The 22,695-nt window shown below is 69.4% G+C and carries 15 protein-coding genes; 8 read left to right on the top strand and 7 right to left on the bottom strand.

The genetic code is table 11. From position 1 onward, the window contains the following. Nucleotides 1-320: 320 nt before the first annotated feature. Together QZ607_RS08780 and QZ607_RS08775 are read left to right on the top strand one after the other, a co-directional pair. Nucleotides 321-1,652 carry an efflux RND transporter periplasmic adaptor subunit gene (locus QZ607_RS08780; protein ID WP_295881935.1) on the top strand — a complete coding sequence of 444 codons (1,332 nt, stop codon included), beginning with the start codon at nt 321-323 and terminating at the stop codon, nt 1,650-1,652. Nucleotides 1,653-1,729: 77 nt separating this feature from the next. Further along, the gene (locus tag QZ607_RS08775; protein ID WP_295882068.1) at nt 1,730-4,858 is read left to right on the top strand and encodes an efflux RND transporter permease subunit; all 3,129 of its coding nucleotides are present in this window, start codon (nt 1,730-1,732) and stop codon (nt 4,856-4,858) included. A gap of 152 nt (nt 4,859-5,010) precedes the next feature. On the opposite strand, the gene can is transcribed toward QZ607_RS08775, so the two are convergent. From can to QZ607_RS08760, 3 genes are all read right to left on the bottom strand, one after another. Continuing rightward, nucleotides 5,011-5,664, bottom strand: a complete 654-nt coding sequence (gene can / locus QZ607_RS08770) for a carbonate dehydratase (RefSeq protein WP_367268168.1) — start codon at nt 5,662-5,664, stop codon at nt 5,011-5,013. Nucleotides 5,665-5,936: 272 nt separating this feature from the next. Beyond that, nucleotides 5,937-6,488 carry a hypothetical protein gene (locus QZ607_RS08765; protein ID WP_295881933.1) on the bottom strand — a complete coding sequence of 184 codons (552 nt, stop codon included), beginning with the start codon at nt 6,486-6,488 and terminating at the stop codon, nt 5,937-5,939. 45 nt (nt 6,489-6,533) lie between these two features. Continuing rightward, entirely contained in the window at nt 6,534-8,222 is a 1,689-nt protein-coding gene (locus QZ607_RS08760; protein ID WP_295881932.1) for a SulP family inorganic anion transporter, read from the bottom strand. Between the two features lie 427 nt (nt 8,223-8,649). Between QZ607_RS08760 and adk the strand changes: the two genes are divergently transcribed. The 6 genes from adk to QZ607_RS08730 all read left to right on the top strand — a co-directional run bounded on the left by adk (nt 8,650) and on the right by QZ607_RS08730 (nt 18,162). Beyond that, on the top strand, nt 8,650-9,309 hold the full coding sequence (adk, locus tag QZ607_RS08755; protein ID WP_295881931.1) for an adenylate kinase: 660 nt from the start codon (nt 8,650-8,652) through the stop codon (nt 9,307-9,309). Nucleotides 9,310-9,979: 670 nt separating this feature from the next. Continuing rightward, complete coding sequence (locus QZ607_RS08750; protein ID WP_295881930.1) at nt 9,980-11,155, top strand: DUF4124 domain-containing protein; 1,176 nt, start codon at nt 9,980-9,982, stop codon at nt 11,153-11,155. 311 nt (nt 11,156-11,466) lie between these two features. Then, nucleotides 11,467-12,432, top strand: a complete 966-nt coding sequence (locus QZ607_RS08745) for an ABC transporter ATP-binding protein (protein ID WP_295881929.1) — start codon at nt 11,467-11,469, stop codon at nt 12,430-12,432. Next, nucleotides 12,425-15,445 (top strand): Gldg family protein, encoded by a 3,021-nt coding sequence (locus tag QZ607_RS08740; RefSeq protein ID WP_295881928.1) that lies wholly within the window; start codon nt 12,425-12,427, stop codon nt 15,443-15,445. Before QZ607_RS08745 ends, QZ607_RS08740 begins: the two co-directional genes overlap by 8 nt. Before the next feature lie 11 nt (nt 15,446-15,456). Next, the gene (locus tag QZ607_RS08735; protein WP_295881926.1) at nt 15,457-16,701 is read left to right on the top strand and encodes a DUF4340 domain-containing protein; all 1,245 of its coding nucleotides are present in this window, start codon (nt 15,457-15,459) and stop codon (nt 16,699-16,701) included. Between the two features lie 162 nt (nt 16,702-16,863). Next, the gene (locus QZ607_RS08730; protein WP_295881925.1) at nt 16,864-18,162 is read left to right on the top strand and encodes a bifunctional alpha/beta hydrolase/OsmC family protein; all 1,299 of its coding nucleotides are present in this window, start codon (nt 16,864-16,866) and stop codon (nt 18,160-18,162) included. A gap of 263 nt (nt 18,163-18,425) precedes the next feature. Here the strand turns inward: QZ607_RS08730 and QZ607_RS08725 are convergent, their stop codons facing one another. The 4 genes from QZ607_RS08725 to QZ607_RS08710 all read right to left on the bottom strand — a co-directional run bounded on the left by QZ607_RS08725 (nt 18,426) and on the right by QZ607_RS08710 (nt 22,607). After that, nucleotides 18,426-19,760, bottom strand: coding sequence for a rhodanese-like domain-containing protein (locus QZ607_RS08725; protein WP_295881924.1), 1,335 nt, complete (start codon nt 19,758-19,760; stop codon nt 18,426-18,428). Between the two features lie 364 nt (nt 19,761-20,124). Further along, nucleotides 20,125-20,517 (bottom strand): type II toxin-antitoxin system VapC family toxin, encoded by a 393-nt coding sequence (locus QZ607_RS08720; RefSeq protein ID WP_295881923.1) that lies wholly within the window; start codon nt 20,515-20,517, stop codon nt 20,125-20,127. Then, complete coding sequence (locus QZ607_RS08715) at nt 20,514-20,771, bottom strand: hypothetical protein (RefSeq protein WP_295881921.1); 258 nt, start codon at nt 20,769-20,771, stop codon at nt 20,514-20,516. Before QZ607_RS08715 ends, QZ607_RS08720 begins: the two co-directional genes overlap by 4 nt. A gap of 219 nt (nt 20,772-20,990) precedes the next feature. Next, on the bottom strand, nt 20,991-22,607 hold the full coding sequence (locus QZ607_RS08710; protein WP_295881919.1) for a hypothetical protein: 1,617 nt from the start codon (nt 22,605-22,607) through the stop codon (nt 20,991-20,993). Nucleotides 22,608-22,695 lie beyond the last annotated feature (88 nt).

Below are 22,695 nucleotides of genomic sequence, written 5' to 3'. Positions count from 1 at the left end.
CGTGTATGTAAGGGTTTTGATATGAGTGAACATACGGGGAGCTCTTATCTATTGAAGCGGACGCAGCCTTCTGCCATGGGGCGCCTGCCGTGGCTGCGGCGCGGGGAAAATGTCGAGCGCCGACCCCAGCGGCGGCGCCTGTTCTGGGCGATTCACCAGTCGGGGATGCCACGCGCGAGTGACGACCCGCGTTGTTCTGAAGGCCCATCACCCCGACTCTGTGTCGGCAGGCGCCGAATCGACGAGCCGTCCCGGCGCACACTTCCGCCGAATCCTTGCCTTCTGCCGGCCTTCGCTGACACATCGTTAAGACCCATCCCGTGCGTACAGTCTTCAAGATTCTGCTGCCGATCCTGGTGCTCGCCATCGGCTTCGGTGCCTTTCGGGTGCTGAAATCCACCAAGCCCGAGCAAACCCCACCCGAGGTTCAGGAGCGCATTTGGCGCGTGGAGGTGGAGCGTGCGGTGCCGCAGCGCCTGGCGCCCGAGCTGACGCTCTACGGACGGGTTGAGACGCCGGACCTGATGCGCGCCACCGCGTCTGCGCCTGCCTGGGTCACGGAGGTGGCGGTGCGCGACGGCGATCGCATCGCCGAGGGGGATGTCCTGGTGCGCCTCGACGAGCGCGACTTTCTGCCGCGCATCGCCCAGGCGAGGGCACAGATTGCCGAGCTCGAGGCCCAGATCGACAGCGAGCGCAACCGCTACGAGACCGACAAGCTGGCGCTGGAGAAGGAGAAGCGGCTGCTGGCGCTGGCCCGGGATGCAGTCGCGCGCCAGGAGCGGCTCAAGACGCAGCGGGTCGGGGCTGAGCAGGCGCTGGACGAGGCCGAGCAGGCCGCGGTGCAGCAGGCCCTCGCCGTGTCCAATCGGGAAATGACCCTCGCCGACCATCCCACGCGGCTGCGTGCGCTGGAAGCGCGGCTCGCGAGCAACCGGGCGCGCCTCGACGAGCTTGAGCTGGAATACGCCCGCGCCACGGTTCGTGCACCCTACGACGGCATCGTCACCGGCGTGGAGGTCACCGTGGGGGATCAGGTCTCCAAGGGTCAGGTTTTGGCGCGCATGTTCGCGCTGGACAGCCTACAGGTGCGCGCGCGCGTTCCGGCGCCCTACCAGGCGGAGCTGGTGACGGCGCTGCGCGAGCGGGGCGAGCTGCCCGCTGAGGCGGAGATCGGCAAGCAGGCGTTGGCGCTGACCCTGGACCGCATCGCCGGCGAAGCTGGCCCGAGCGGCGTTGACGGCCTGTTTCACGTCGCCGGCGATCCGGCGGCGCTGCGGCTCGGGCAGATGCTGACGCTGCGCCTGGAGCGTCCCGCACGCGACGCTGTCATCGCCGTGCCCTTTCGGGCCGTCTACGGTGGCGGGCGCGTCTACAAGCTCGAAGCCGGCCGCATGGTGGGTGTCGATGTGGAAACGCTCGGCGAGCGCCGCGGCGGTGATGCCGGCGAGCGCCTCCTGGTGCGCTCGCCGCAGATCCAGGCAGGCGACCTCATCGTCACCACGCACATGCCGAACGCGGTGGACGGACTGCGGGTCGAGACCCTGGCGGAGGGGCGGGTGGCGAAGGCGCCCGCCGGCAGCGACCGGCCCGGCGGTGCGGCGGCGAGCGCGGGCAGCACGGACGCCGGCAAGACGCAGGCGGTGCAGTGAGCGAGTCCTCCGTACCCACGCCCGGCGGCCGGGCGCCCGGCGGCGGCCCGCGCACCTTCAACCGCCAGCAGCCCGCCATGCAGCATCGGGGCGACCTGATCGGGCTCTTCGCCCATCACAAGGTCGCTGCCAACCTGCTGATGATCATCATGATACTGGCCGGTGCCTTCGCGCTGGACCGGCTCAACGTGCAGTTCTTCCCCACGTTCGAGCTGGACATCGTGCAGGTGCGGGTGGTCTGGACCGGCGCCAGCGCCGAGGACATCGAAGACGGCATCACCGAGCCGCTTGAGCAGCGCCTGCGCACGGTCGACAACCTGGACAAGATGACCAGCACCTCGAGCCAGGGTATCTCTGCCATTACGCTGGAATTCGAGGAGGGCACGGATTCCCTGCTCGCCCTGGACCAGGTGCGCCGCTTCGTGGACGAGTTTCGCAACCTGCCTCAGGATGCAGAAAAGCCTGAAGTTTCGCTGTTGACCCGCTACGAGCAGGTGGCCAGGCTCCTGATCACCGGTCTCGACGATCCGGGCGAGATGCGCAAGCTCGCGCGTCGCTTCGAGTCCGAGCTGCTGGATCGGGGCCTGGACAAGGTGGACATCCAGGGCCTGCCCGACGAGGAGATCGCCATCCAGGTGCCCACCGAGCATCTGGAGCAGCTGGAGCTCGGCCTGACGGACCTGGGCGAGCGCGTGGGCGCGTTCAGCCGCGACCTGCCGGCGGGTGCGGTGGGCCGCGGCGAGGGCGCGCGGGAGCTGCGCAGCCTGGACAAGCGCCGCGACCCGCTCGCGTTCCGGGATCTGCCCGTGAAGACCGAGGAGCAGCTGCGCGTCAACCTGGGCGACGTCGCCGAGATCGCCCGCGAGCCCAGCGACAACACGGTGGACGTCACCGTGCACGGCAAGCCCGCGGTGGAGATGATCGTCCGCCGCGCCGAGACCGGCGATACGCTCAAGGCCGCACAGTCCCTGGCCGAGTGGCTCGACGAGACCCGGCCGATCCTGCCGCCGGGGGTGGAGATCACCGTTTACGACGCCTCCTGGGAGCTGGTGCGCGAGCGCATCATGCTGCTGGTGCGCAATGGCCTCGGCGGCCTGGTGCTGGTGGTGGCCATCCTCTACCTCTTCCTCACCGGCCGGGTGGCCTTCTGGGTGGCCTGGGGTATCCCGGTGTCCTTCGCGGCGACGCTGTTCATCCTGTATCTCACCGGCGGCAGCGTGAACATGATTACGCTGTTCGCACTCATTATGGCGCTCGGCATCATCGTCGACGATGCCATCGTCGTCGGCGAGGACGCCATGGCCCATTACCAGATGGGCGAGGACCCTCTGCTGGCGGCGGAAGGCGGTGCCCGGCGCATGCTGGCGCCGGTGATCGCCTCTTCGCTCACCACCATCGCGGCCTTCCTGCCGCTGATGCTGGTGGGCGGTCGCATCGGCAACATCCTCGGCGCCATTCCGTTGGTGATCATCTGCGTCATCCTGGCCTCGCTGGTGGAGAGCTTCCTGGTGCTGCCTGGGCATCTGCGCAACGCCTTCGTGCACACCCACAAGACCAAGCCCAACTCCATCCGCGCCCGGCTGGACCGCGGCTTCGAGGCCTTCCGCGACCGGGTGTTCCGGCCCTTCGCCAGCGTCGCCATCGCCAACCGGTTCACGACGGTGGCGGCGGCCATGGCGCTGCTGCTGTTCGCGCTCGGGCTCATGGCAGGTGGGCGCATCGGCTTCACCTTCTTCCCGACGCCCGAGTCGCAGATCATCAATGCCAATGTCACCTTCGTCGCCGGCACGCCCCGGGCTACGGTGGACCGCTTCCTGCTGCACTTGGAAGAAACGCTCTACGCCACCGAGGAGGCGTTGGATCACCAGCGCACCGACGGCAAGCTCATCAACGCGGTGGTGGCCTACCATGGCACCAAGGCCGGTGACGGCGGCAACGCGGATCAGCTGGGCGGCCTCACCGTGGAGCTGCTCGACGGCGATCTGCGCGATGTGCGCAACACGGACCTCATCCGCGCCTGGCGCGAGCGCATCGAGCTGCCGGCGGGGCTTGAGAACCTGAACATCGCCTCCCGCCGGGTCGGTCCGCCCGGACGGGACCTGACCATCCGGCTCACCGGCAGCGACGCGCAGCAGCTCAAGGCCGCCGCCGTGGACCTCGCCGAGACCATCTCAGGCATTGAGGGTGTGCGCGAGGTGGAAGATGACATGGCCTACGGCCGTGAGCAGCTCATCTACTCCCTGACCCCGGCCGGCGAGGCCCTGGGACTGACGGTGACGGACCTGGGTCGGCAGCTGCGGGCGGCCTTCGACGGCTTGCTGGTGCAGATCTTCCAGGACGGCCCGGACGAGGTGGAGGTGCGCGTGCGCCTGCCGGATGCCGAGCGCTCAAGCCTCGCGAGCCTGTACCGGCTCAACATCCGTACGCCGGCGGGCGAGTCGGTGCCGCTTACCGCGGTGGCGGAGTGGCGCTCCCGGCGCGGCTTCGAGGTGCTGCGCCATGCCGACGGGCAGCTGGCGGTGGAGGTCACGGCGGACGTCAACACCGAGGTCAATAACACCAACCGCATCATCGCCTCGCTGGAAGAGGGGCCTCTGCCGGCGCTGGCGCGGGACTACGGCATCCACTACTCCTTCGAAGGGCGCTCCGCGGATCAGCGCGACACGCTCTCCGACATGCGCAAGGGGCTGGTGCTCGGCCTGATCCTGATCTATCTCATCCTGGCCTGGGTGTTCTCCTCCTACGGCTGGCCGCTGGTGGTGATGGCCGTGATTCCGTTCGGACTCACCGGTGCCCTGGTGGGGCATTGGGTTATGGGCATCGACCTCACCATCCTGTCGCTCTTCGGCATGTTTGGGCTCTCCGGCATCGTCGTGAACGACAGCATCATCCTGGTGACCTTCTACAAGCACCTGCGCGCGGGCGGGATGCCCATCCAGGAGGCCTTGGTGGAGGCCGCCTGCCAGCGCCTGCGCGCCGTGCTGCTGACCTCGCTCACCACCGTCGCGGGTCTGACGCCATTGCTCTTCGAGCAGTCCTACCAGGCCCAGTTCCTGATCCCCATGGCCACCTCCATCGCCTTCGGCCTCGCGTTCGCCACGGTGCTGGTGCTGCTGGTCATCCCGTCGCTGCTGTCCATGCACGAGAGTGCGCATGGGCTTGTTCAGCGTCTCGGCGGCAGGCCCGAGCCGGCGCCGAGCGCCTGACGCGACGGCTCGACGAGTCGGCCGGGTCGGAGGCGCCGCGAGGCACCGACACGAAAGACTGCAGCATCGCGATGCGCCCGCTCACCCCAGGCGGCGATGCGACTCGAAACCCTAGAACGGGGGCGGTATACCGAATACCACCGTGACGCCCGTCAGCCCGGCGTGCCCACCACCCACCCCGCATCGTCGCAACGCGCTGCGGCGAGAGCCTGCAGCGAGTCGATCTCCGGCACCTGCTGACGCAGGATGCCGTCGGCAATGCTGTAGATCCAGCCATGCACCACCAGCCGCCGGCCTTGCTCCCAGGCGTGCTTGACGATGGTGGTGTTGCAGACGTTGGTCACCTGCTCCGTGACATTGAGCTCGCACAGCCGGTCCAGGCGCTGGCCCGAGGCCAATTCCGCCAAAGCGTCGGCATGGAAGCGGCCGACGTTGCGGATGTGCCTGAGCCAGTTGTCGATGAGGCCGTGATCCTGCGGCTCCAGCGCCGCCTTGACGCCCCCGCAGCCGTAGTGCCCGCAGACGATGATGTGCTCCACCTGCAGCACGTCCACGGCGTACTGGATCACGGACAGGCAGTTCAGGTCCGAATGCACCACCAGGTTGGCAATGTTGCGGTGCACGAAGACATCGCCCGGCGCCAGCCCGATGATCTCATTGGCCGGCACCCGGCTGTCGGAGCAGCCGATCCACAACAGCCTTGGCGCCTGCTGCCGCGCCAGACGGGCAAAGAAGTCCGGGTCATCGCCCTTGACGGACGCAGCCCAGGCGCGGTTGTTGTCGAACAGGTGGGGCAGGGTCTTCACGGGCGGAGTCCTCCTTCAGGACTGCGAAGCTCGCGATGGTTGCCGCGCATTGTCGATGAACGGGGCGTGGAAGGGCAGGGGGCAGGACGGTCAGCCGGACGCACCGCCGGCAGCCTATCCCCGGCGCCGTGGCCACGGGCCTGCCCGGCCTCGGCAGCCTGAGCGACGGCACCACCACGGAACAGCCCGGCACCATCATGAGCTTTCGAGTGGTATTGAGCGGTGGGCTCAGGGTCTGCGCTGCTTGGCGCGCATCCAGGGCGGGGCACGCCTCAGCTCCCCGACAGGTAGACGCTCACTGGTTTCACCGGCTGCCCGTCGGACCAGGTGCCGAGGTCGAAGGTGAGCTGATCTGCCCCTACGCCGTCACGGATAACGCGGTCCAGCGCGGACCAGAGGTAGCGCCAGTCCAGGTCGTCCACGGCACCGACGCCGTCGAGCAGCAGCAGCGCCAGCAGCGGCGGGAAGAAGCTGGTATCGGTGGTGGCCTGTTCGTGATTGGCGTAATGGCCGGGGCAGCCGTGAGTGTCGGTGAGGGACAGGAACAGGCGCTTGTGCTCGGTCTTGGTGGCGCCGAAAGGCGTATCCCACTGGGCCTCGGGCACCACCCAGTCCGCATCGCCGTGCAGGATGGCCACGGGCATGGTGAGCGCCTGCCCGGTGACGTTGATGTCCACGTCGTGCGCCAAGCGGTCTCGCAGCTTGGCGAGCTTGCCGTGCAGCTTGGCGCCGGAGGTGCTGGGGTCGCTGCGGCGCTGCGTCGGCGAGCCGGGGCCGCAGGCGTGCCGGAGCGGCTCGCGTCTGTCGCGGTCGGCGCGCAGCACGGGCCGAGGCGTCCGGCTGTACACGCACCGGACGCGGCCGCCGGCTCAGGTGGACGACACGGACTGCCCGGCCCGCTCCGCCACCGCGCGCTTCAGCGCATCGGCGCGCTTGTCGATCCAATTGTCCGTGGGCACGAGTCGCTCCAGGCGCAGGCTCAGGAGCCGCTTGCGGGGCTGCGGGTGCAGCCCGGCAAAGTAGACGCGGCAGTTGTGCGCAACGGCGTCGCGCACGGCGGCCTCGATGGCCAGCGACGTGGTCACACCCAGGTGCGGCACATCGGTGAGGTCCACCACCAGGCTCTTGGCCTCGGCGATCTCGTGCTGCTGGCGGGTGATGGCCTTGGCGGCGCCGAAGATGAGCGGGCCGCTCAGGCAGAGCAGGGCGATGCCGTTGCCCGGGTCGTCGAGGATCTTGCGCTCTTCCTCGGTGGCCTCGGTGCCCTCGGTGCAGCGGGCTCCCGGCTCCTGTCCCGGCAGTCCCAACAGCTTCACGCCCTCCGACTGCAGGTCGGCGAGCCGACGGATGGTGAGCACGTTGGCGACGAAGAGCCCGATGCCGACGGCGGTGATGAGGTCCACGAACACCGTCATCAGGATGACGCCGTACATGATGAGCGCCCCGCGCATGGACACCCGCTGCGCGCGCCGCAGGAAGCCCCAGTCGATGATGTCGATACCCACCTTGATGGCGATGCCCGCCAGCACCGCCTTGGGGATGGGCTCCACCATGGCGCTCGCGCCGAACACCACCACCGCCAGGATCAGCGCCCGGGTGAGGCCGGACAGGGCCGTGCGTGCGCCGGTCTGGATGTTCACCACCGTGCCCATGGTGGCGCCGGCCCCGGGCAGGCCGCCGAACAGGCCCGAGGCCAGGTTGCCGAAACCCTGGCCTATGAGCTCCTTGTCGGAGTTGTGCTGGGTGCGCGTGAGGCTGTCCGCGATGACGGAGGTCAGCAGGGCGTCGATGGAGCCGAGCAGCGCCAGCACCAGGGCATCGATGACCATCACCTGCCATTGCTCCGCGCTGAAGGTGGGCATCTGGAGGCTCGGCAGTCCCCCCGGCACCTCGCCGATGGCGCGGTAGGAGCCGCTGCCGAGCACGAACATGGCGAGCAGCGTGCCCACCACCAGCGCCAGCAGCTGCGGCGGCACGAAGCGCCGCCAGCCGCGCGGCATCAGGACCAGGATGGCAAGCGCCAGGCCGCCTAGGGCCGCCTCGCCGACGTTGACCCTGGCAATCAGCTCCGGCAGCGCAGTGAGCGAGCCGAGGACACCGCCGCCCGGGGACGCGAAGCCGAGCAGCGGCGGCAGCTGGATGATGATCAGGATGAAGCCGATGCCCGACATGAACCCGGAGATGACCGTATAGGGCATCATGGTCACGTACCGGCCGAGCTTCAGCAGGCCGAACAGGACTTGGAACAGCCCTGTCATCATGACCGTGGTGAAGGCCATGGCCATGCCGTTCTCAGGGTTCGCGGCCACCATGGTGGTGATGACGGCCGTGAAGACGACGGTCATGGGCCCGGTGGGCTCGGAGATCAGCGTCGGTGTGCCGCCGAACAGCGCCGCGAACAGGCCCACCAGCACGGCGCCGTAGAGCCCGGCCTCCGCGCCGGCACCGGAGGCGACACCGAAGGCGAGCGCCATGGGCAGCGCGATGACCGCGGCCGTGACACCGCCGAAGAGATCGCCCTTGGTGTTGTCGAGCCTGATCTGGTTGAAGATCTGCATGCCGGTGTCCTCTGCCGGGCTGGGGTTGACGCGCACAAACCGGCGCGGCAGTTTCAGCGCGGTCGCATACTAAGGGAAATCGATAAATCGAATCGAAAAGATAGAGCTTCGATGATGCTGCGTTGCCCGCGGTGCTGCCGGCAACGCGCCGCGGCGGGCCAGCGAGGATGCACCCGGGCGACGATGCACCCGGACAGCCAGGCAAGCGATCAGGCCGGCAGCCGGTGCCTGCGCACCCGCGGAGCCTGAGACGCCCGGCACTCGCTGCGGCACGACGTTGAGCGCCTGCGCAATGGCCCCAGCGCCGGCTCCGGCTTTTCCATTATATAAGCGATGGTTATTGGCATATCCGATTGATGGAATTGCCGCTTCAGCCCCCCTGTGGCAGCCTCTAGGGTTTACCAACCATCACACTGAGGCAGCATCCATGCGCGTCATCCTGCTCGGCGGCCCCGGGGCCGGCAAAGGCACCCAGGCCGGCTTCATCAAGGAGCATTTCCAGATCCCGCAGATCTCCACCGGCGATATGCTCCGCGGCCACGTCAAGGCGGGCACCGAGCTGGGCAAGGCCGCCAAGAAGATCATGGATGAGGGCGGCCTGGTGTCCGACGACATCATCATGGGCATGGTGAAGGAGCGCATTACCGAAGACGACTGCAAGAACGGCTTCCTCTTCGACGGCTTCCCGCGCACCCTGGCGCAGGCGGATGCGCTGAAGGAGGCCGGTGTGTATGTCGATGCTGTGGTCGAGATCGCCGTGCCGGACGAGGAAATCATCAAGCGCATGTCCGGGCGGCGGGTGCACCTGGCCTCGGGCCGCACCTATCATGTCGAGTTCAACCCGCCGAAGGAAGCCGGCAAGGACGACGAGACGGGCGAGCCACTGATTCAGCGCGACGACGACAAGGAAGAGACGGTCCGCCAGCGCCTCAAGGTCTACCACGATCAGACCGCCCCGCTCATCGACTACTACTCCAGCTGGGCGGAGCAGGGCGGCGAGGGTGCGCCACGCTACATCAAGGTCGAGGGCGTGGGCAGCGTGGATGACATCCGCGCGCGCATCATCGACGCGCTGGAGCAGAGCTGACCCCGCCCGCGGCGCTGCTCAGGCCGCACAGCCCACCTCGCCCACCGCGGGGACGCCGAGTTTCACTCGGCGCAACACCGCACCCCTGGGGACGCCGAGTTTCACTCGGCGCAACACCGCGCCCCTGGGGACGCCGAGTTTCACTCGGCGCAACGCCGTGCCCCTGGGGACGCCGAGTTTCACTCGGCGCAACACTGCACCCCTGGAGACGCCGAGTTTCACTCGGCGCAACACCGCGCCCCTGGGGACGCCGAGTTTCACTCGGCGCAACACCGCGCCGGCGTCCACCGGCCGATCAGTTGTTCGAGCCTGCGGACAAGCGGCAATCCAACCACTGCATGACGTGCCCGCGATGGTGATCGACCCCGCCGCCGGCGCGGGCCGACTGGAAGTCGGCGCCCCCAGGGGGCTGCGGCCGGCGCGGGCCGACTGGAAGTCGGCGCCCCCAGGGGGCTGCGGCGGGCGCGGGCCGACTGGAAGTCGGCGCCCCCAGGGAGCTGCGGTGAGCGCGGGTACACGGGAAGTCGGCGCTCTGCAATCTGCAAGCCCGATTCGCCCGCCGCACGCGGGTCCCGCCCACTCGCGCCGCCTGAATCTTGGGCGGGCGCCGCCTTTTCGCCGGCCGGCATGCGACAATCGGCGCATCACTTCGATGGGACCGGTCTCGACCATGTGGCTGCGGAGTTGTTCGACAGCGCTGCTGCTCTGCTGCTTCGGTGCCCCGCTGGCGGCAGGTATGCACAAATGCGTGGACGCCGACGGCAATGTGACCTATTCGCAGACTGCCTGCCAGGCGCCACCTGGGGCGACCCCACGCCGCGTCAGCGCGGCTGCGGAGGCAGCCGCCGACGGCAGCGGCGCCGCGCAGGGCGACGTGCTCTGTGAGCGGGTGCGCGCCTTTGCGCTGGAGCTGGCGGTGGCCATGCGCCAGGGGGTCGGACTCGACCGCACGGTAGCCGTGCTGGGCGGTCGGGCAGACCCCGCCGGCGTCACCGCGCGCTACGGCAGCAGCGCCGGTACGGGCAGCCGGCGCATCATCGGCGACGATGCGCTGGAGATCATCAACCATGTGTTCGCCTTCGCCGGTCGGGGTGCGGTGGAGCCGGCAAGCATTGCGGATTCGGCTGCGCAGCAGTGTCTGCGCGGGCGCTTCGAGTTCGAGCGCGGCGCCCCCGGCGGCGCCGATGGCCTGCGGCGCAGCGCCGGCAGCGGCATCCTGCTGAATCCACAGGGCATGGTGCTGACGGCGGACCGGCTCATTGCGGAGTGCCGCGGGCTGCGCGCCTATCGCGATGGTGCCTGGCAGGATGCGCGGGTGCTGCGGCGCGCCCCGGCCCTGGACCTCGCCGTTTTGGTGGCGGACGGCCTGCATGGGCGCCCGGCCGTGCTCACGGACGCCGACGGGGTCGAGGCGCAGCGCCTGTTTGCGGCGAGCCTGCCGCTGCGAGGGGTGCTGACGGGGGAGGTAAGCGTCATGGATGTGGCACCGTCGGACGCTGCGGCGGGTGACGGCGCCGGGCGCGGTTCGGCATCCGCGCCGGCCGGGCGCCAGGGCGCGGCGACATCCGGGCTGCCCGTTCCTGAGTCTGCCCTCCCCATCAGCCTGCCCGACGGGCCGGCGCGGCTGGGTGCACCCCTCATCGGCAGCGGCGGGCTCGTGGCCGGCGTCACCGTGGCGGGTGCCGATGCCGGGACCTTCGCGGCGGTGCCGGCGCCGGTGCTGCGGCGCTTCCTTGCGGATGCGGGCGTCGCCTTCTACAGCGCCGCTGCCCTCGGCCGCCTCACGCTCGAAGAGGTGCGCCGCCGGGCCGCCGGCTTCACCGTGCACCTGGAGTGCATGCCTTAACAAATCGTCATTCGCCGCCCCTTGCGGGCGGCGCCCCTGCTGCTGTGAAATCCCGCCGCCCTGGCGGGGGCGGCGTCAGGCCGGTGCACAGCACCAGCATCCAGATGGCCAGCGCCCGGGCCGCTCACCGGCGGGCATGAGGAATCAAGCCGCCGATTGCGGGCAGCTGTGCCAGCCTCCACCGCCGGCCGGACAGGGGTGCGTGCCGTGCCGCCCAGGCGGCGTCGCCGTTTCGGGCCGGCGCCGGCAGGGCATCCAGGCAACCCATCTCGATCATTGGACTGAACGGCTGCAACACGGTAAGTGCGAACATGATCGAAGTACGCGACCTGAGCCGCAGCTACGGCGCGCTCAAGGCGGTGGATGCGGTGTCTTTCGACATCGGTCGCCGCGAGATCGTTGGTCTGCTGGGCCACAACGGCGCCGGCAAGACCACCATCATGAAGATGCTCACCGGCTTTCTGGAGCCGAGCGGCGGCAGCATCCGCATCGACGGGCAGGACATCGCCGCCCGGCGGCGTGAGGTGCAGCGCAGGATCGGCTACCTGCCGGAGAACTGCCCACTGTATCCGGACGTGACGGTGCTGGAGCATCTGGACTACCAGGGCGCCCTGCACGGCATTGCGCCGCGGCAGCGCCCGGCGGCCATCCGCCGCGCCGTGGAGCGCACCGGGCTCGGCCCCAAGGCGACGGCGACGGTGGCGACGCTCTCCCGCGGCTACCGCCAGCGCCTGGGCGTGGCCTCGGCCCTGCTGCACGAGCCGGACGTGCTCATCCTGGACGAGCCCACCAACGGGCTTGACCCCTCGCAGATCCAGCACATGCGCGCGCTGATCCGCGAGCAGGCGGGCCATGCGACGGTGATCGTCTCCACCCACATCCTGCAGGAGGTGGAGGCCATCTGCGGCCGGGTGCTCATCATGCGTGCCGGGCAGCTCGCGCTGGACAGCGCCATCGGCGCCATCGGCGCGACCCCGCGGCTGCGGGTGACGCTGGACCGCCAGCCGGGCGAGGTGCGCGAGGCGCTGGGTGCGCTGCCCGGCATCAGCGCCGTGGACCACATCGGCGAGGAGGGCGTCCGGCGCGATTTCGCGCTCACCACCGAGGACCCCGACGCCGCCGCACCACGGGTGGCGGTGGCCGTCGCCGAGCGCGGCTGGGCGCTCTACGCCCTGGCGCGCGAGCGCCACGACCTGGAGGCCGTGTTCGGGCAGATCGCGGAGGGGGGCGCGGCAGGCGCCGCGGCGTCGACGCAGGAGGTGGCGACCCATGGCTGACATCCTGCACGTGACCCGCAAGGAGCTGTCCAGCTTCTTCGGCTCGCCGGTGGCGTATCTCTTCATCGGCGCCTTTTTGGCGGCCTGTCTCTTCGTCTTCTTCTGGGTAGATGCCTTCTTCGCCCGCAACCTCGCGGACACCCGGCCGCTGTTCGACTGGATGCCGGTGCTGCTGATCTTCCTCGCCGCCGCGCTCACCATGCGCCTGTGGAGCGAGGAGCGCCGCGCCGGCACCCTGGAGGTTCTCGCAACCCTGCCGGTGCCCACCTGGAAGCTGGTGCTGGCCAAGTTCCAGGCCGCGCTGGCGCTGGTGACGGTGGCGCTTGCGCTGACGCTGCCCCTGCCGGTGACCGTGTCCATCCTCGGGCCGCTGGACTGGGGGCCGGTGCTCGGGGCTTATCTGGCGACCCTGCTGCTGGCGGCGGCCTACATCGCCATTGGCCTCTTCGTCTCCGCGCGCACGGACAACCCCATCGTCGCGCTCATCGGCACCGTGCTGCTCTGTGCCCTGTTTTATCTCATCGGCTCGCCGGCGCTGACGGGGCTGTTCGGTCATGGCGCCGGTGAGGTGCTGCGGCTGTTCGGCACCGGCTCGCGCTTCGAGTCGATCACCCGCGGCGTCATCGACCTGCGCGACCTGTACTACTACCTGAGCCTGACGGCGGTATTCCTGGCGCTCTGTGTCCACAGCCTGGAGCGGCTGCGCTGGGCGGCGGACAGCGCGCAGCGCACCGACCACCACCGCTGGACGCTCGTCACCCTGCTGGCGGCGGCCAACCTCATCGCCGCCAACCTGTGGCTGCAGCAGGTGGGCACGGCCCGCGCCGATCTCACCGAGGGGCAGCGCTACACCGTCTCCGAGGCCACCCGCACCTATCTTGAGCAGATCCGGGAGCCGCTTCTGATCCGCGGCTATTTCAGTGCCGAGACGCACCCGCTGCTCGCACCCCTGGTGCCGCAGCTGCGCGACCTGCTGCGGGAGTACGAGGTGGTGGGCGGCGCCAATGTACAGGTGGAATTCGTGGACCCAGCGACGTCGCCGGAGCTGGAGCGCGAGGCCGGCGAGCAGTACGGCATCCGCCCGGTGGCCTTCCAGACCGCGAGCAAGTACCAGGCGGGGGTGGTCAACTCGTATTTCGACATCCTGGTGAAGTACGGCGATCAGTTCGAAACCCTGGGCTTCCAGGACCTCATCGAGGTGAAGGTCCAGGGCGAGACCGACCTCGACGTGCGCCTGCGCAACCCCGAGTACGACCTCACCCGCACCATCAAGAAGGTGCTCTACGGCTACCAGGGTGGCGGCGACCCCTTCGCCGGCGTCGGCGGCCCCATCCGCTTCCGCGGCTTCATCTCGCCGCCGGCGCTCCTGCCGGAGCCGCTGCCGGCGCTGCGCGAAGACCTGGAGGCGGTGCTGGAGGAGCTCGCTGCCGAGGCCAACCGCGGTGGGCGCATGACGGATCAGGCGCCGGATCAAGCATCGGACCGGGCGCGCTTCACCTGGGACATCGCCGACCCGGATCAGGACCCGGCGCTGGCCCAGGAGATCGACGAGCGCTTCGGCTTCCAGCCCCTGGTGCTGGGCCTGCTCGACCCCCAGCCCTTCTATTTCTACATGGTGCTGGAGCAGGGCGAGCGCGCGGTGCCCGTGCCGTTGCCGGAGGGGCTCGACAAGGCAAGCCTGGCGCGGGCCATCGAGGCCGGCATCAAGCGCTTCGCCCCCGGCGTCCTGCGCACGGTCGCCCTCTACACACCGGACCCGGCACCACCGCCCATGCCCGGGCTGCCCGGCGGCGGCGGACCCGGCTACACCCTGCTCAAGGACACCCTGCGCGAAGGCTTCGCGCTCACCGAGACGGACCTGGCCTCGGGTCAGGTGCCGGAGGATGCCGATCTGCTGTTCGTGGTGGACCCGACGGGGCTCGACGAGCAGCAGCAGTTCGCCGTGGACCAGTTCCTGATGCAGGGCGGCACCGTGATGGTGGCAAGCGCAAGGTTCGACGTGGACCTGACGGGCAGCCAGATCAGCGCCGGCCCGGCGCAGACGGGGCTTGAGGACTGGCTCGATCACCATGGTGTGGGCATGGCCCCGGCCCTGGTGATGGACCCGCAGAACACGCCCTTCCCGATTCCGGTGCCGCGGCAGGTGGGCGGCTTCGTGGTGGAGGAGATCCAGACCCTGGACTATCCCTACTTCCCAGACGTGCGTGACGACGGTCTGTCCGGGGCTAGCGGCATCACCGCCAATCTGCGCCAGATCACCATGAACTGGACCTCGCCCATCACGCTGGATGCCGAGAAACAGGCCGAGCGCGCGGTCACCCGGCTCATCCAAAGCTCGCCGGCGGCCTGGACCAGCGAGACACCGGACATGCAGCCGAATTTCGAGCAATTCGGCCGGCTCGGCTTCCCGGTGGGGGATGACCGCGGCCGCAAGCTGCTGGCGGTGCTGGTGGAGGGGCGCTTCGAGTCCGCCTTCGCCGGCGCGCGCTCGCCGCTGCTGCCGGCGGACGATGCGGGCGATGACACCGGCGCGGCCGCCGACCCGGCAGCCGGAGATGCGGCCGCCGACCTTGCCGCCGACACCCCCGTCGAGCCCGCCGCCGGCGACGGCGAGCCCGACACACCTGTCATCTCCACGGTGGTGGAGCATTCGCCGCCGTCGGCACGGCTCATCGTCATCGGCTCCGACAGCTTCCTGTCGGACACGGCCATGAGCCTCGCCACCGAGGCCACCCAGAGCCGCTACCTCAAGCCCCTGGAATTCGTCCAGAACGCCGTCGAATGGTCGCTGGAGGACCGGGGCCTGCTGGCACTGCGCGGTCGCGGCCAGTTCAACCGCCTGCTGGAGCCGGTGGGCCGTCAACAGCGCATGTTCTGGGAGTCGCTGAACTACGCCCTGGCCGCCGCGGGCCTGGCCCTGGTGTACTGGCTGCACCGGCTGCTGCGGCGCCGGCGTGAGCGGGCGCTGGAGGCCATGCTCGTGGATGACAACGCCGGGAGGGCACTGGCATGACGGAGGCGAGCATGAGTCAACCGGCAGCCCCGCGCCGCTTTGGCCTGGATACGGCCTGGCGCTCGGCGCTTCTGAGCCCCCTGGTGCTGCTGCTGGCGGCGCTGCTGGTGGTGCAGCTTGTCATGGCCCTGCTCATGGGCGGCGGCCGCAGCATGGCGCCGGCGGCGGGGGATCTGCCGCTGCTGGATCTGGACATGGACGCCGTGACGGCCATCGAGATCAGCACGGCAGACGGCGACAGCGTGCGGCTGGCGCGCAGCGGCGACGACTGGGTGCTGCCGGCGCTGGACGGCTTCCCGGCCAGCGGCAGCCGGATCGAGACATTGCTGGACGACCTCGCTGGCCTCGAGCGCCCGCTGCCGGTGGCCACCAGCGCCGAGGCCCGGCGCCGCTTCCGGGTGGCGGACGACGCCTTCGAGCGGCGGCTGACGCTGCGGGGCGACGGCGGCGCGGCGACGCTTCTCGTCGGCGACTCGCCGGGCTTCCGGCGGCTGTTCGCACGTGTCGGCGGCGAGGAGGCCGTGTACGACCTGCGGCTCGCCCTGTTCGACCTGGGCGCGAGCCCGGACGACTGGATCGACCGCGGCCGGCTCCAGTTCGACCGCGGCGAGATCAGCCGCATCAGCGCCGACGACTGGACGCTGGTGCGCGGCGAGGAGGGCTGGTCGCTGGAAGGCAGCGACGCCACCGTGGACAGCGCCGCCGCCGACCAGCTGGCCGACGCCGTCGCCACCGTGGGCTACATCAGCGTGCTCGGCCCGGACAGCGCGGCCGACTACGACCTGGATGATCCGGCGCGGGTCATCGCCATCGAGCACGCGGGCGGCGAGCGCCGCTACCGGCTCGCCCCCATCGCCGACAGCGGGGACTATGCGCTGCGGCGTGACGGCGAGCCTTATGTCTATCGCCTGAGCGCCTTCGACGCCGAGATCCTGGTGGACACCGACCGCGCGCGGCTGCTGGGGGAGACGGCGGCCGACGAGGACGGCGATGTTGATGGCAGCGCGGATGAGGCAAGCAGCGCGGCTGATGCAAGCGCTGCGCAGCCGCCGATGGAAGATGCCGCGGCACCGGCTGAGTCTGAAGCCCAAACGACAGCGCCGCCCACTGCGGATGTTGCGCCCGAGGCTACCGCAGCAGCCATGGGCTCGTCGGCGACGGCCGCGGGTGGCGAGCCGCAGGGGGTGGAGCCCGGAGCAACACCGCCGATGCCTGAATCTCCGGCATCTGAGCAGACCACCAGCGACGCGGACTGAAGTCCGCGCACCCGGGGGCGGCTCCGCGACGTCGGCGGTTGTGCCCCAGCCCGCGCTGATTTCAATGCGGGCGAGGCCGCCCTGCTGCGTTGCAGCGTGCGCCGCCGCACCGGCATACTCCGGACTCCGGGCGGGCCCACCCGCCGCAGCCGGAGCCCCCGAATGGCGCGCATCAAGCTCGAATTCCAGAACCCAGACGGCCACAGGCTTTCCGGACTCCTGGAGACGCCGCCGCCCGGCGTACCGACCCTGCGCTACGCGCTCTTCGCCCATTGCTTTACCTGCGGCAAGGACATCGCCGCCGCCTCGCGCATCAGCCGGGCGCTCGCGGCCCGCGGCATCGCCGTGCTGCGCTTCGACTTCACCGGGCTCGGCAACAGCGACGGCGACTTCGCCAACACCAGCTTCACGTCCAATGTGCAGGACCTCATCGCCGCTGCCCGGGCGCTGACGGCGGAGCATGCGGCGCCGGTCATGCTCATCGGCCACAGCCTGGGTGGTGCTGCGGTGCTCGCGGCGGCGCACGAGCTGCCGAGCGTGGAGGTGGTGGTGACCATCGCCGCGCCCGCCAGCCCCAAGCACATCGAGCACCTGTTCAGCGGCGTGCGGGGGGAGATGGAGACCACCGGCGCCGCGGAGGTCCAGGTGGGCCACCGCCGCTTCCGCATCAAGCGCCAGTTCCTGGACGATCTGGAGCACCATGCCGACGCCGAGCACATCAAGCGGCTGAAGCGGGCACTCCTGATCTTCCATTCGCCGGCGGACGAGATCGTGCCCATCGGTGAGGCAGCGAAGATCTACCAGGCCGCCAGGCACCCGAAGAGCTTCATCTCCCTGCATGACGCCGATCATCTCCTCACCAACCGCGAGGACTCGGAGTACGTCGCAGAGACCCTGGTGGCCTGGGCGAGCCGCTACCTGGGCCTGCGCACGCATGCCGAAGAGGCCGGGCTGGGCACGGCGCCCGAGGTCGCCCCCAAGGAGGTCGTCGTCACCGAGCGGGAGGGGCGCTTCCTGCGCGGGCTCTACACCGAGCATCACCAGCTGCTTGCAGACGAGCCCAAGTCCGTCGGCGGCATGGACCTCGGGCCCTCACCCTACGACCTGCTGCTGATGGCGCTCGGCGCCTGTACCTCCATGACCATCCGCATGTATGCAGACCACAAGGATCTGCCGCTGGACGATGTCGAAGTGCGCCTCAAGCATGAGCGCATCCACGTGGACGACTGCGAGGCGGACTGTGATGATGAGATCCGCGCCGGCGCCGACAAGCAGGGCCGCATCGAGCGCATCGAGCGCCGCATCGACCTCACCGGCGACCTCACCGGGGCTCAGCGCGCCCGCCTGCTTCAGATCGCCGACCGTTGCCCGGTGCACCGCACCATGGAGGGCAAGCCGCTGCTGGTGGCGCGGCTGGCGGGGGAGGGCGGTCCATCCTCAGGGCCAGAGGCCGCCGACTGATACAGGCCCGGCGCAGACAATAGGCTCGCGCAGAGCCGCAGAGGCAAGAAGTCAATGGACCCAGCCAACCGACAGAATGTCCTCCGCACGTCTCTGCTGCTTACATTCTGGCGTTTTCTCCCGTCCTCTCTTGTCCTCTGCGCCTTCGCGTCTTTGCGCGAGCTATGCATGAGGTCAGCACCGGGCACCCCAGGCTGGGGTTAAGGGAAGTGCATCCACCGCAGACCTGGAGCGCGGTGACGCCCCGGCCGGCCGGCAGCATCTCAAAACGCAAACTCCATCTCCCGAAAGATCCGCCCGGCGTTGCGCCGTGCCAGCTCCTCGAAGGTATCCAGCTGGCGGTAAGCGGACTGGTCCACTTCATAGGCGTCGGTCAGGCCGCCGCCCGCGTCGATGAGGGCACCGATCTGCTCGCGCATGTAGACAAGATAGTCCTTGGTGTATTTGGTTACCTCGGTCATGTTCGTGGGCTCGCCGTGGCCGGGGATGACGATCTCCGCCCCCAGGGCCTCGAAGGCATCCCAGCTGTCGATCCAGCCGGCGGTGTCCGTGTCCTCGAACACCGGCAGCAGCCGTTGATGAAAGGCGATGTCGCCGGCGACGACGAGCTTCTGCTGCGGCAGCCAGACGGAGATGTCGCCGGGGCTGTGGGCAGGCCCCAAGTTCAGGATCTCGATGCGCTGCCCGCCCAGCGTCAGGACCTTCTCGTCTTCGAAGGTCTCGTCGGGCATGACCACCTCCGTGAAGCTGCCCTTGTCCCGGCGCCCCTGCCGCATCCGGTCCAGGATCTCTGCACCCTGGGCCTCGATCTTCGCGGCGGCGTCGGCGTGCGCGATGATGGTGGCGCCCTGCGCCTTCCAGTAATTGGACCCGAGCATGGCGTGGCCCTGGCCGTTCTCCAGCACCACGTATTTCACCGGCTGGTCCGTCACCTGCTTGATCTGCGCATGCAGTGCGCGGGCCAGCAGGTAATTGTCGCCGGCGTTGATCACCACCACGCCCGCGTCGGTGACGATGAAGGAGAGGTTGTTGTTGTGGCCGGAGTTCTCGTAGGTGGGCGGCGCCGTGGCGCCGATGGCGGACCAGACGCCGTCCGCCACCTGCTGCGGCAGCCGGTAGAGCATGGATTGCGGCGCCGGGTCCTGGGAGGTTACCGGCAGCCCGGCGTCGCGCCAGGCGGAGAAGCCGTCGGCATAGTTGTAGACCTGGGTGTAGCCCATGCGGGCCAGGGTCTGCGCCGCCAGGGGGCTGCGCAGGTTGGTGCCGCAGTAGACGACCACCGGCGTGTCCCGGTCCGGCACCGCCGTTTCGATCTGCAGCTCCAGCCAGCCGCGGGGGATGTCCAGGTGCCGGGGCGCATCGATGCTGCCGCCCGCCCGCCAGGCCTCCCGGCCGGTGCGGATGTCCACCACCGCGGCGCTCGGGTCCCGCTCGATCAATGCCGCCAGCGCGTCTGTGGTGATGTCCTGCACCGCCGCTTTGGCCTGGTCCAGCAATGCCTCGCCCGTCGGCGGCGCCGGCGCATCGGCGCGCGCCGTGGCCGCGAGCGGCGACAGGGGCAGCAAGAACATGAGCAGCAGTCGGGGGGCGAAACGCATGGGTGATGGTCTCCAGAAGGTGATGAGCGGCAGTGGGGTCCCGTGCCGGCGTGCTCAACGCAGCGCAAGCCGTGTCAGTCGTGCCGGCAGCCGGGCGCATGATCGAGCCCTCGAATGCCCCAATCGTCACCCCGGAAACAGCACCCCGGAAACCGCCGACGGCTGCCGGCTCTGCGTCAAGCGGGGGCATCTGCCGATCTGAGCCGGCACACAGCATGCGGGCGATGGCAAGGCGTCCGGTGCTGTTACAGCTGAGGATCGGGTGCCGACAACGCGCGCCGCCGCCCAGGACCATCCTGTCGGGCGTCGGTCGCGGGCAGTACCGAAACTGAGCACGGACAACGCGAGCGGTCCGCGCTCCGTTTCAGATCAAGTGGACCCGATCCTTTGCCGGCGGTGCTTTCGCAAAGCGCGCATCCCGCGTCCAGACCGGGCAGTCCAGGGCCTCGGCGAGCACCAGGTAGGTGGCGTCGTAGGCGCTCAGGTTGTCGCGGTAGTCCCAGAGGCGGGGCAGCAGCAGGGTGTGTGGGTAGCGCTCAAGGGGCAGGTCGGCGAGGTCGTCCAGTGCGGCACGGCCACGCGCGGCTGACAGCTCGCCAGTGCTCACATAACGGCGCAGCGCCTGGGCGACCTCGATGTCCACCAGCTGCGGTGCGTTGAGTACGCGCGCAGGGTCCAGAAGCCTGTCTGTCAGGGTTTGTGCGTCCTCGGTCTGAAGCAGCAGGTCCACCAGCACGGAGGCGTCGACGACGATCATGGCCGGTGCCGTTCACCCGCTGGCCCAGCCCCGTCACGCTCGCGTCGCAGCACGTCTGCCGCGGGCTCGGTCACACGCACCGGCTCGCGCCCGGTCAGGCGCTCCCGCATTTCCTCGGGTGTCGGTCGGCTCGCCAGACGGCGCATGTAATCCATGAGGTAATCGGACAGGGACATGCCTGCCATGGCGGCCCGCGCCTTCAGCGTCCGGTGCAGCTCATCGGGGACGTTGCGGATTTGGATGTTTGCGGCCATTGCATTCGCCCGACGGCATGCGCTGAACATGAAAGCATGTTGAGGAAAGGCTGTCGCGCTGTCAAGCTCGGTCGTCGCTCGCTGCGCCGGTGTTGAGCGCTGGGTCCGAGGGCGGGGCGGGCAGCGCTTGCGGTGAGAGGGGCCGGCATGGGTTGAGGGGCCTTCAAAGGAGTGGTCCCGACCCGGGGTGCCGGCGGGGCCAGGGCGCCCTGGGGCACCTCAAGCGCTGCGCAGCCGGGTCAGCTTGACGAAGGCGATGGCCGCGAAGGGCAGCAGCAGCGTCAGCGCCATCACCGTCCACAGCAGCGCACCGAGCTCCGAGTAGTCCGCCGGCACTGTCACGACGCCGTCCTCGCGGACTTCGCGGGTGACGGTGAAGATCTGGTTCAGGTACTTGGTGCCGAGCTGGCTCGCGGACAGGGCCAGGTTGACGAAGGACGACATCACGGCGAAGAAGGTCGCCTTGAGGTGCGCGGGGGCGGAGTTGGCGATCCATGCGAGCATCGGGATCATGGCCACCAGCCCCAGCGGCGACTCCACCGCCGTGTCCACCAGGGCGATGAAGCGGGCGTCCACGATGCCGCCGGTGTGCGCGGCGGTCCACTCGTGCAGGCCGTAGTACATGGCCAGATTGGGCAGGGACAGGAGCGCAGTCAGGACAGTGAGAAAACCGACGATGTAGACGATGGAATGGTCCGCCAGGAAGCGGCGGAAGATGAACATGGCCGCCAGTGCCATGCCGCTGCCCACCAGCTGCAGCACGGAGACGAACTGCTGGTCGAAGCCCAGGTCGTCGATCATCCACCAGGTTTGACCGGCGCCGGGGTTGGGCAGCGCCCGAAAGGCGAAGACGACGACGGCGGTGCCGAGCAGGACGCGCGCGGCCTCCGGCGTCAGCTCCTTGAGCAGCCGCGAGATCAGGAAGCCGACGATGGCCATGGAGCCGACGAAGACGATCTCTTTGTTGTAGGGCAGGTCGCCGAGGCCCACGGCGAGGGTGAACAGCACGAAGGCCAGGCTGCCGCCGAGGATCCAGGGGTTCGGCCTGGTGCGCTGCTCGCCGCCGTGGATCAGGCGCTCCGCTGCCGCGGCCTCACCGAGCGCGCGCAGGCGGCGCACCTCGCGGTGCTTGAGGATGCCGCCGAGCATTACGCCGGACACGGACGCGATGGGGATCGCCAGCGCCAGCTCGTAGATGTGGATGTAGGTGGCGACCTTGGTGGCCTCGTCCATGGCATCGACGCCGCGGAACAGCCAGACGTTCAGGAGTGCCACGAGCACCGAGCCGCCGATGATGGCGACCCGGCCCAGGGTCTGCATGGTGGTGTGCATGAGCCGGCGCTGCTCGGGGTCGATGGGCCGGCCGTGCTCGTCCAGCGTCGGGACGGCTTCCACGGTCATGGCGTCCGCCACCACGTCCTGCACCACATAGCCGAGTGGCGCCAGCAGCACGCTCAGCACGTACCAGGTCTCCACCGGCATGACGGCACCCATGCTCTCCGGCCGGGCGAGCAGGCCCAGCATGATCAGCAGGCTCGCTGTGATCAGCAGCGCACCGAAGTACACCAGCAGCGCCTTCCAGCGCCAGACCAGGTCCACCAGGTGCCCGAGCGGCATCTTCAGCGACCAGGGGATCATGGCCCAGAAGCCGAGCGCCGCCAGGAACTCCGCCGACAGCCCCAGGTAGTCCTTGACGAAGAAGGTGCCGACAATCGCCGTGAGCCCCTGGATGCCGGCGGCCACGTACACCATCAATGGGGGCAGATATGACAGCCGCAGCTCCCGGCCGAGCTCCAGCACCGTGCGATCAAGCCATTGGTATGTGCGCGTCCACATGGGCGAGCTACATGTGGGGCGGCGGGGGTGAGTGCAACTGAGGGGGGGTGATGTTAGCTCTGCTCTGCGGTGATTCAGCTTGGCTCGA

It is taken from the genome of uncultured Thiohalocapsa sp., from assembly GCF_913063425.1.
Lineage (GTDB): Bacteria > Pseudomonadota > Gammaproteobacteria > Chromatiales > Chromatiaceae > Thiohalocapsa.
The sequence above is the reverse complement of the archived record's forward strand: the minus strand, read 5'-3'. Positions and strand labels throughout refer to the sequence as shown.

Excerpts from the sequence above, each read along its gene's own strand:
- QZ607_RS08775 (WP_295882068.1), top strand. The coding sequence starts at position 1,730 with ATGCAGCATCGGGGCGACCTGATCGGGCTCTTCGCCCATCACAAGGTC.
- QZ607_RS08760 (WP_295881932.1), bottom strand. The coding sequence starts at position 8,222 with ATGCAGATCTTCAACCAGATCAGGCTCGACAACACCAAGGGCGATCTC.
- adk (WP_295881931.1), top strand. The coding sequence starts at position 8,650 with ATGCGCGTCATCCTGCTCGGCGGCCCCGGGGCCGGCAAAGGCACCCAG.
- QZ607_RS08750 (WP_295881930.1), top strand. The coding sequence starts at position 9,980 with ATGTGGCTGCGGAGTTGTTCGACAGCGCTGCTGCTCTGCTGCTTCGGT.
- QZ607_RS08745 (WP_295881929.1), top strand. The coding sequence starts at position 11,467 with ATGATCGAAGTACGCGACCTGAGCCGCAGCTACGGCGCGCTCAAGGCG.
- QZ607_RS08740 (WP_295881928.1), top strand. The coding sequence starts at position 12,425 with ATGGCTGACATCCTGCACGTGACCCGCAAGGAGCTGTCCAGCTTCTTC.
- QZ607_RS08735 (WP_295881926.1), top strand. The coding sequence starts at position 15,457 with ATGAGTCAACCGGCAGCCCCGCGCCGCTTTGGCCTGGATACGGCCTGG.
- QZ607_RS08730 (WP_295881925.1), top strand. The coding sequence starts at position 16,864 with ATGGCGCGCATCAAGCTCGAATTCCAGAACCCAGACGGCCACAGGCTT.
- QZ607_RS08725 (WP_295881924.1), bottom strand. The coding sequence starts at position 19,760 with ATGCGTTTCGCCCCCCGACTGCTGCTCATGTTCTTGCTGCCCCTGTCG.
- QZ607_RS08720 (WP_295881923.1), bottom strand. The coding sequence starts at position 20,517 with ATGATCGTCGTCGACGCCTCCGTGCTGGTGGACCTGCTGCTTCAGACC.
- QZ607_RS08715 (WP_295881921.1), bottom strand. The coding sequence starts at position 20,771 with ATGGCCGCAAACATCCAAATCCGCAACGTCCCCGATGAGCTGCACCGG.
- QZ607_RS08710 (WP_295881919.1), bottom strand. The coding sequence starts at position 22,607 with ATGTGGACGCGCACATACCAATGGCTTGATCGCACGGTGCTGGAGCTC.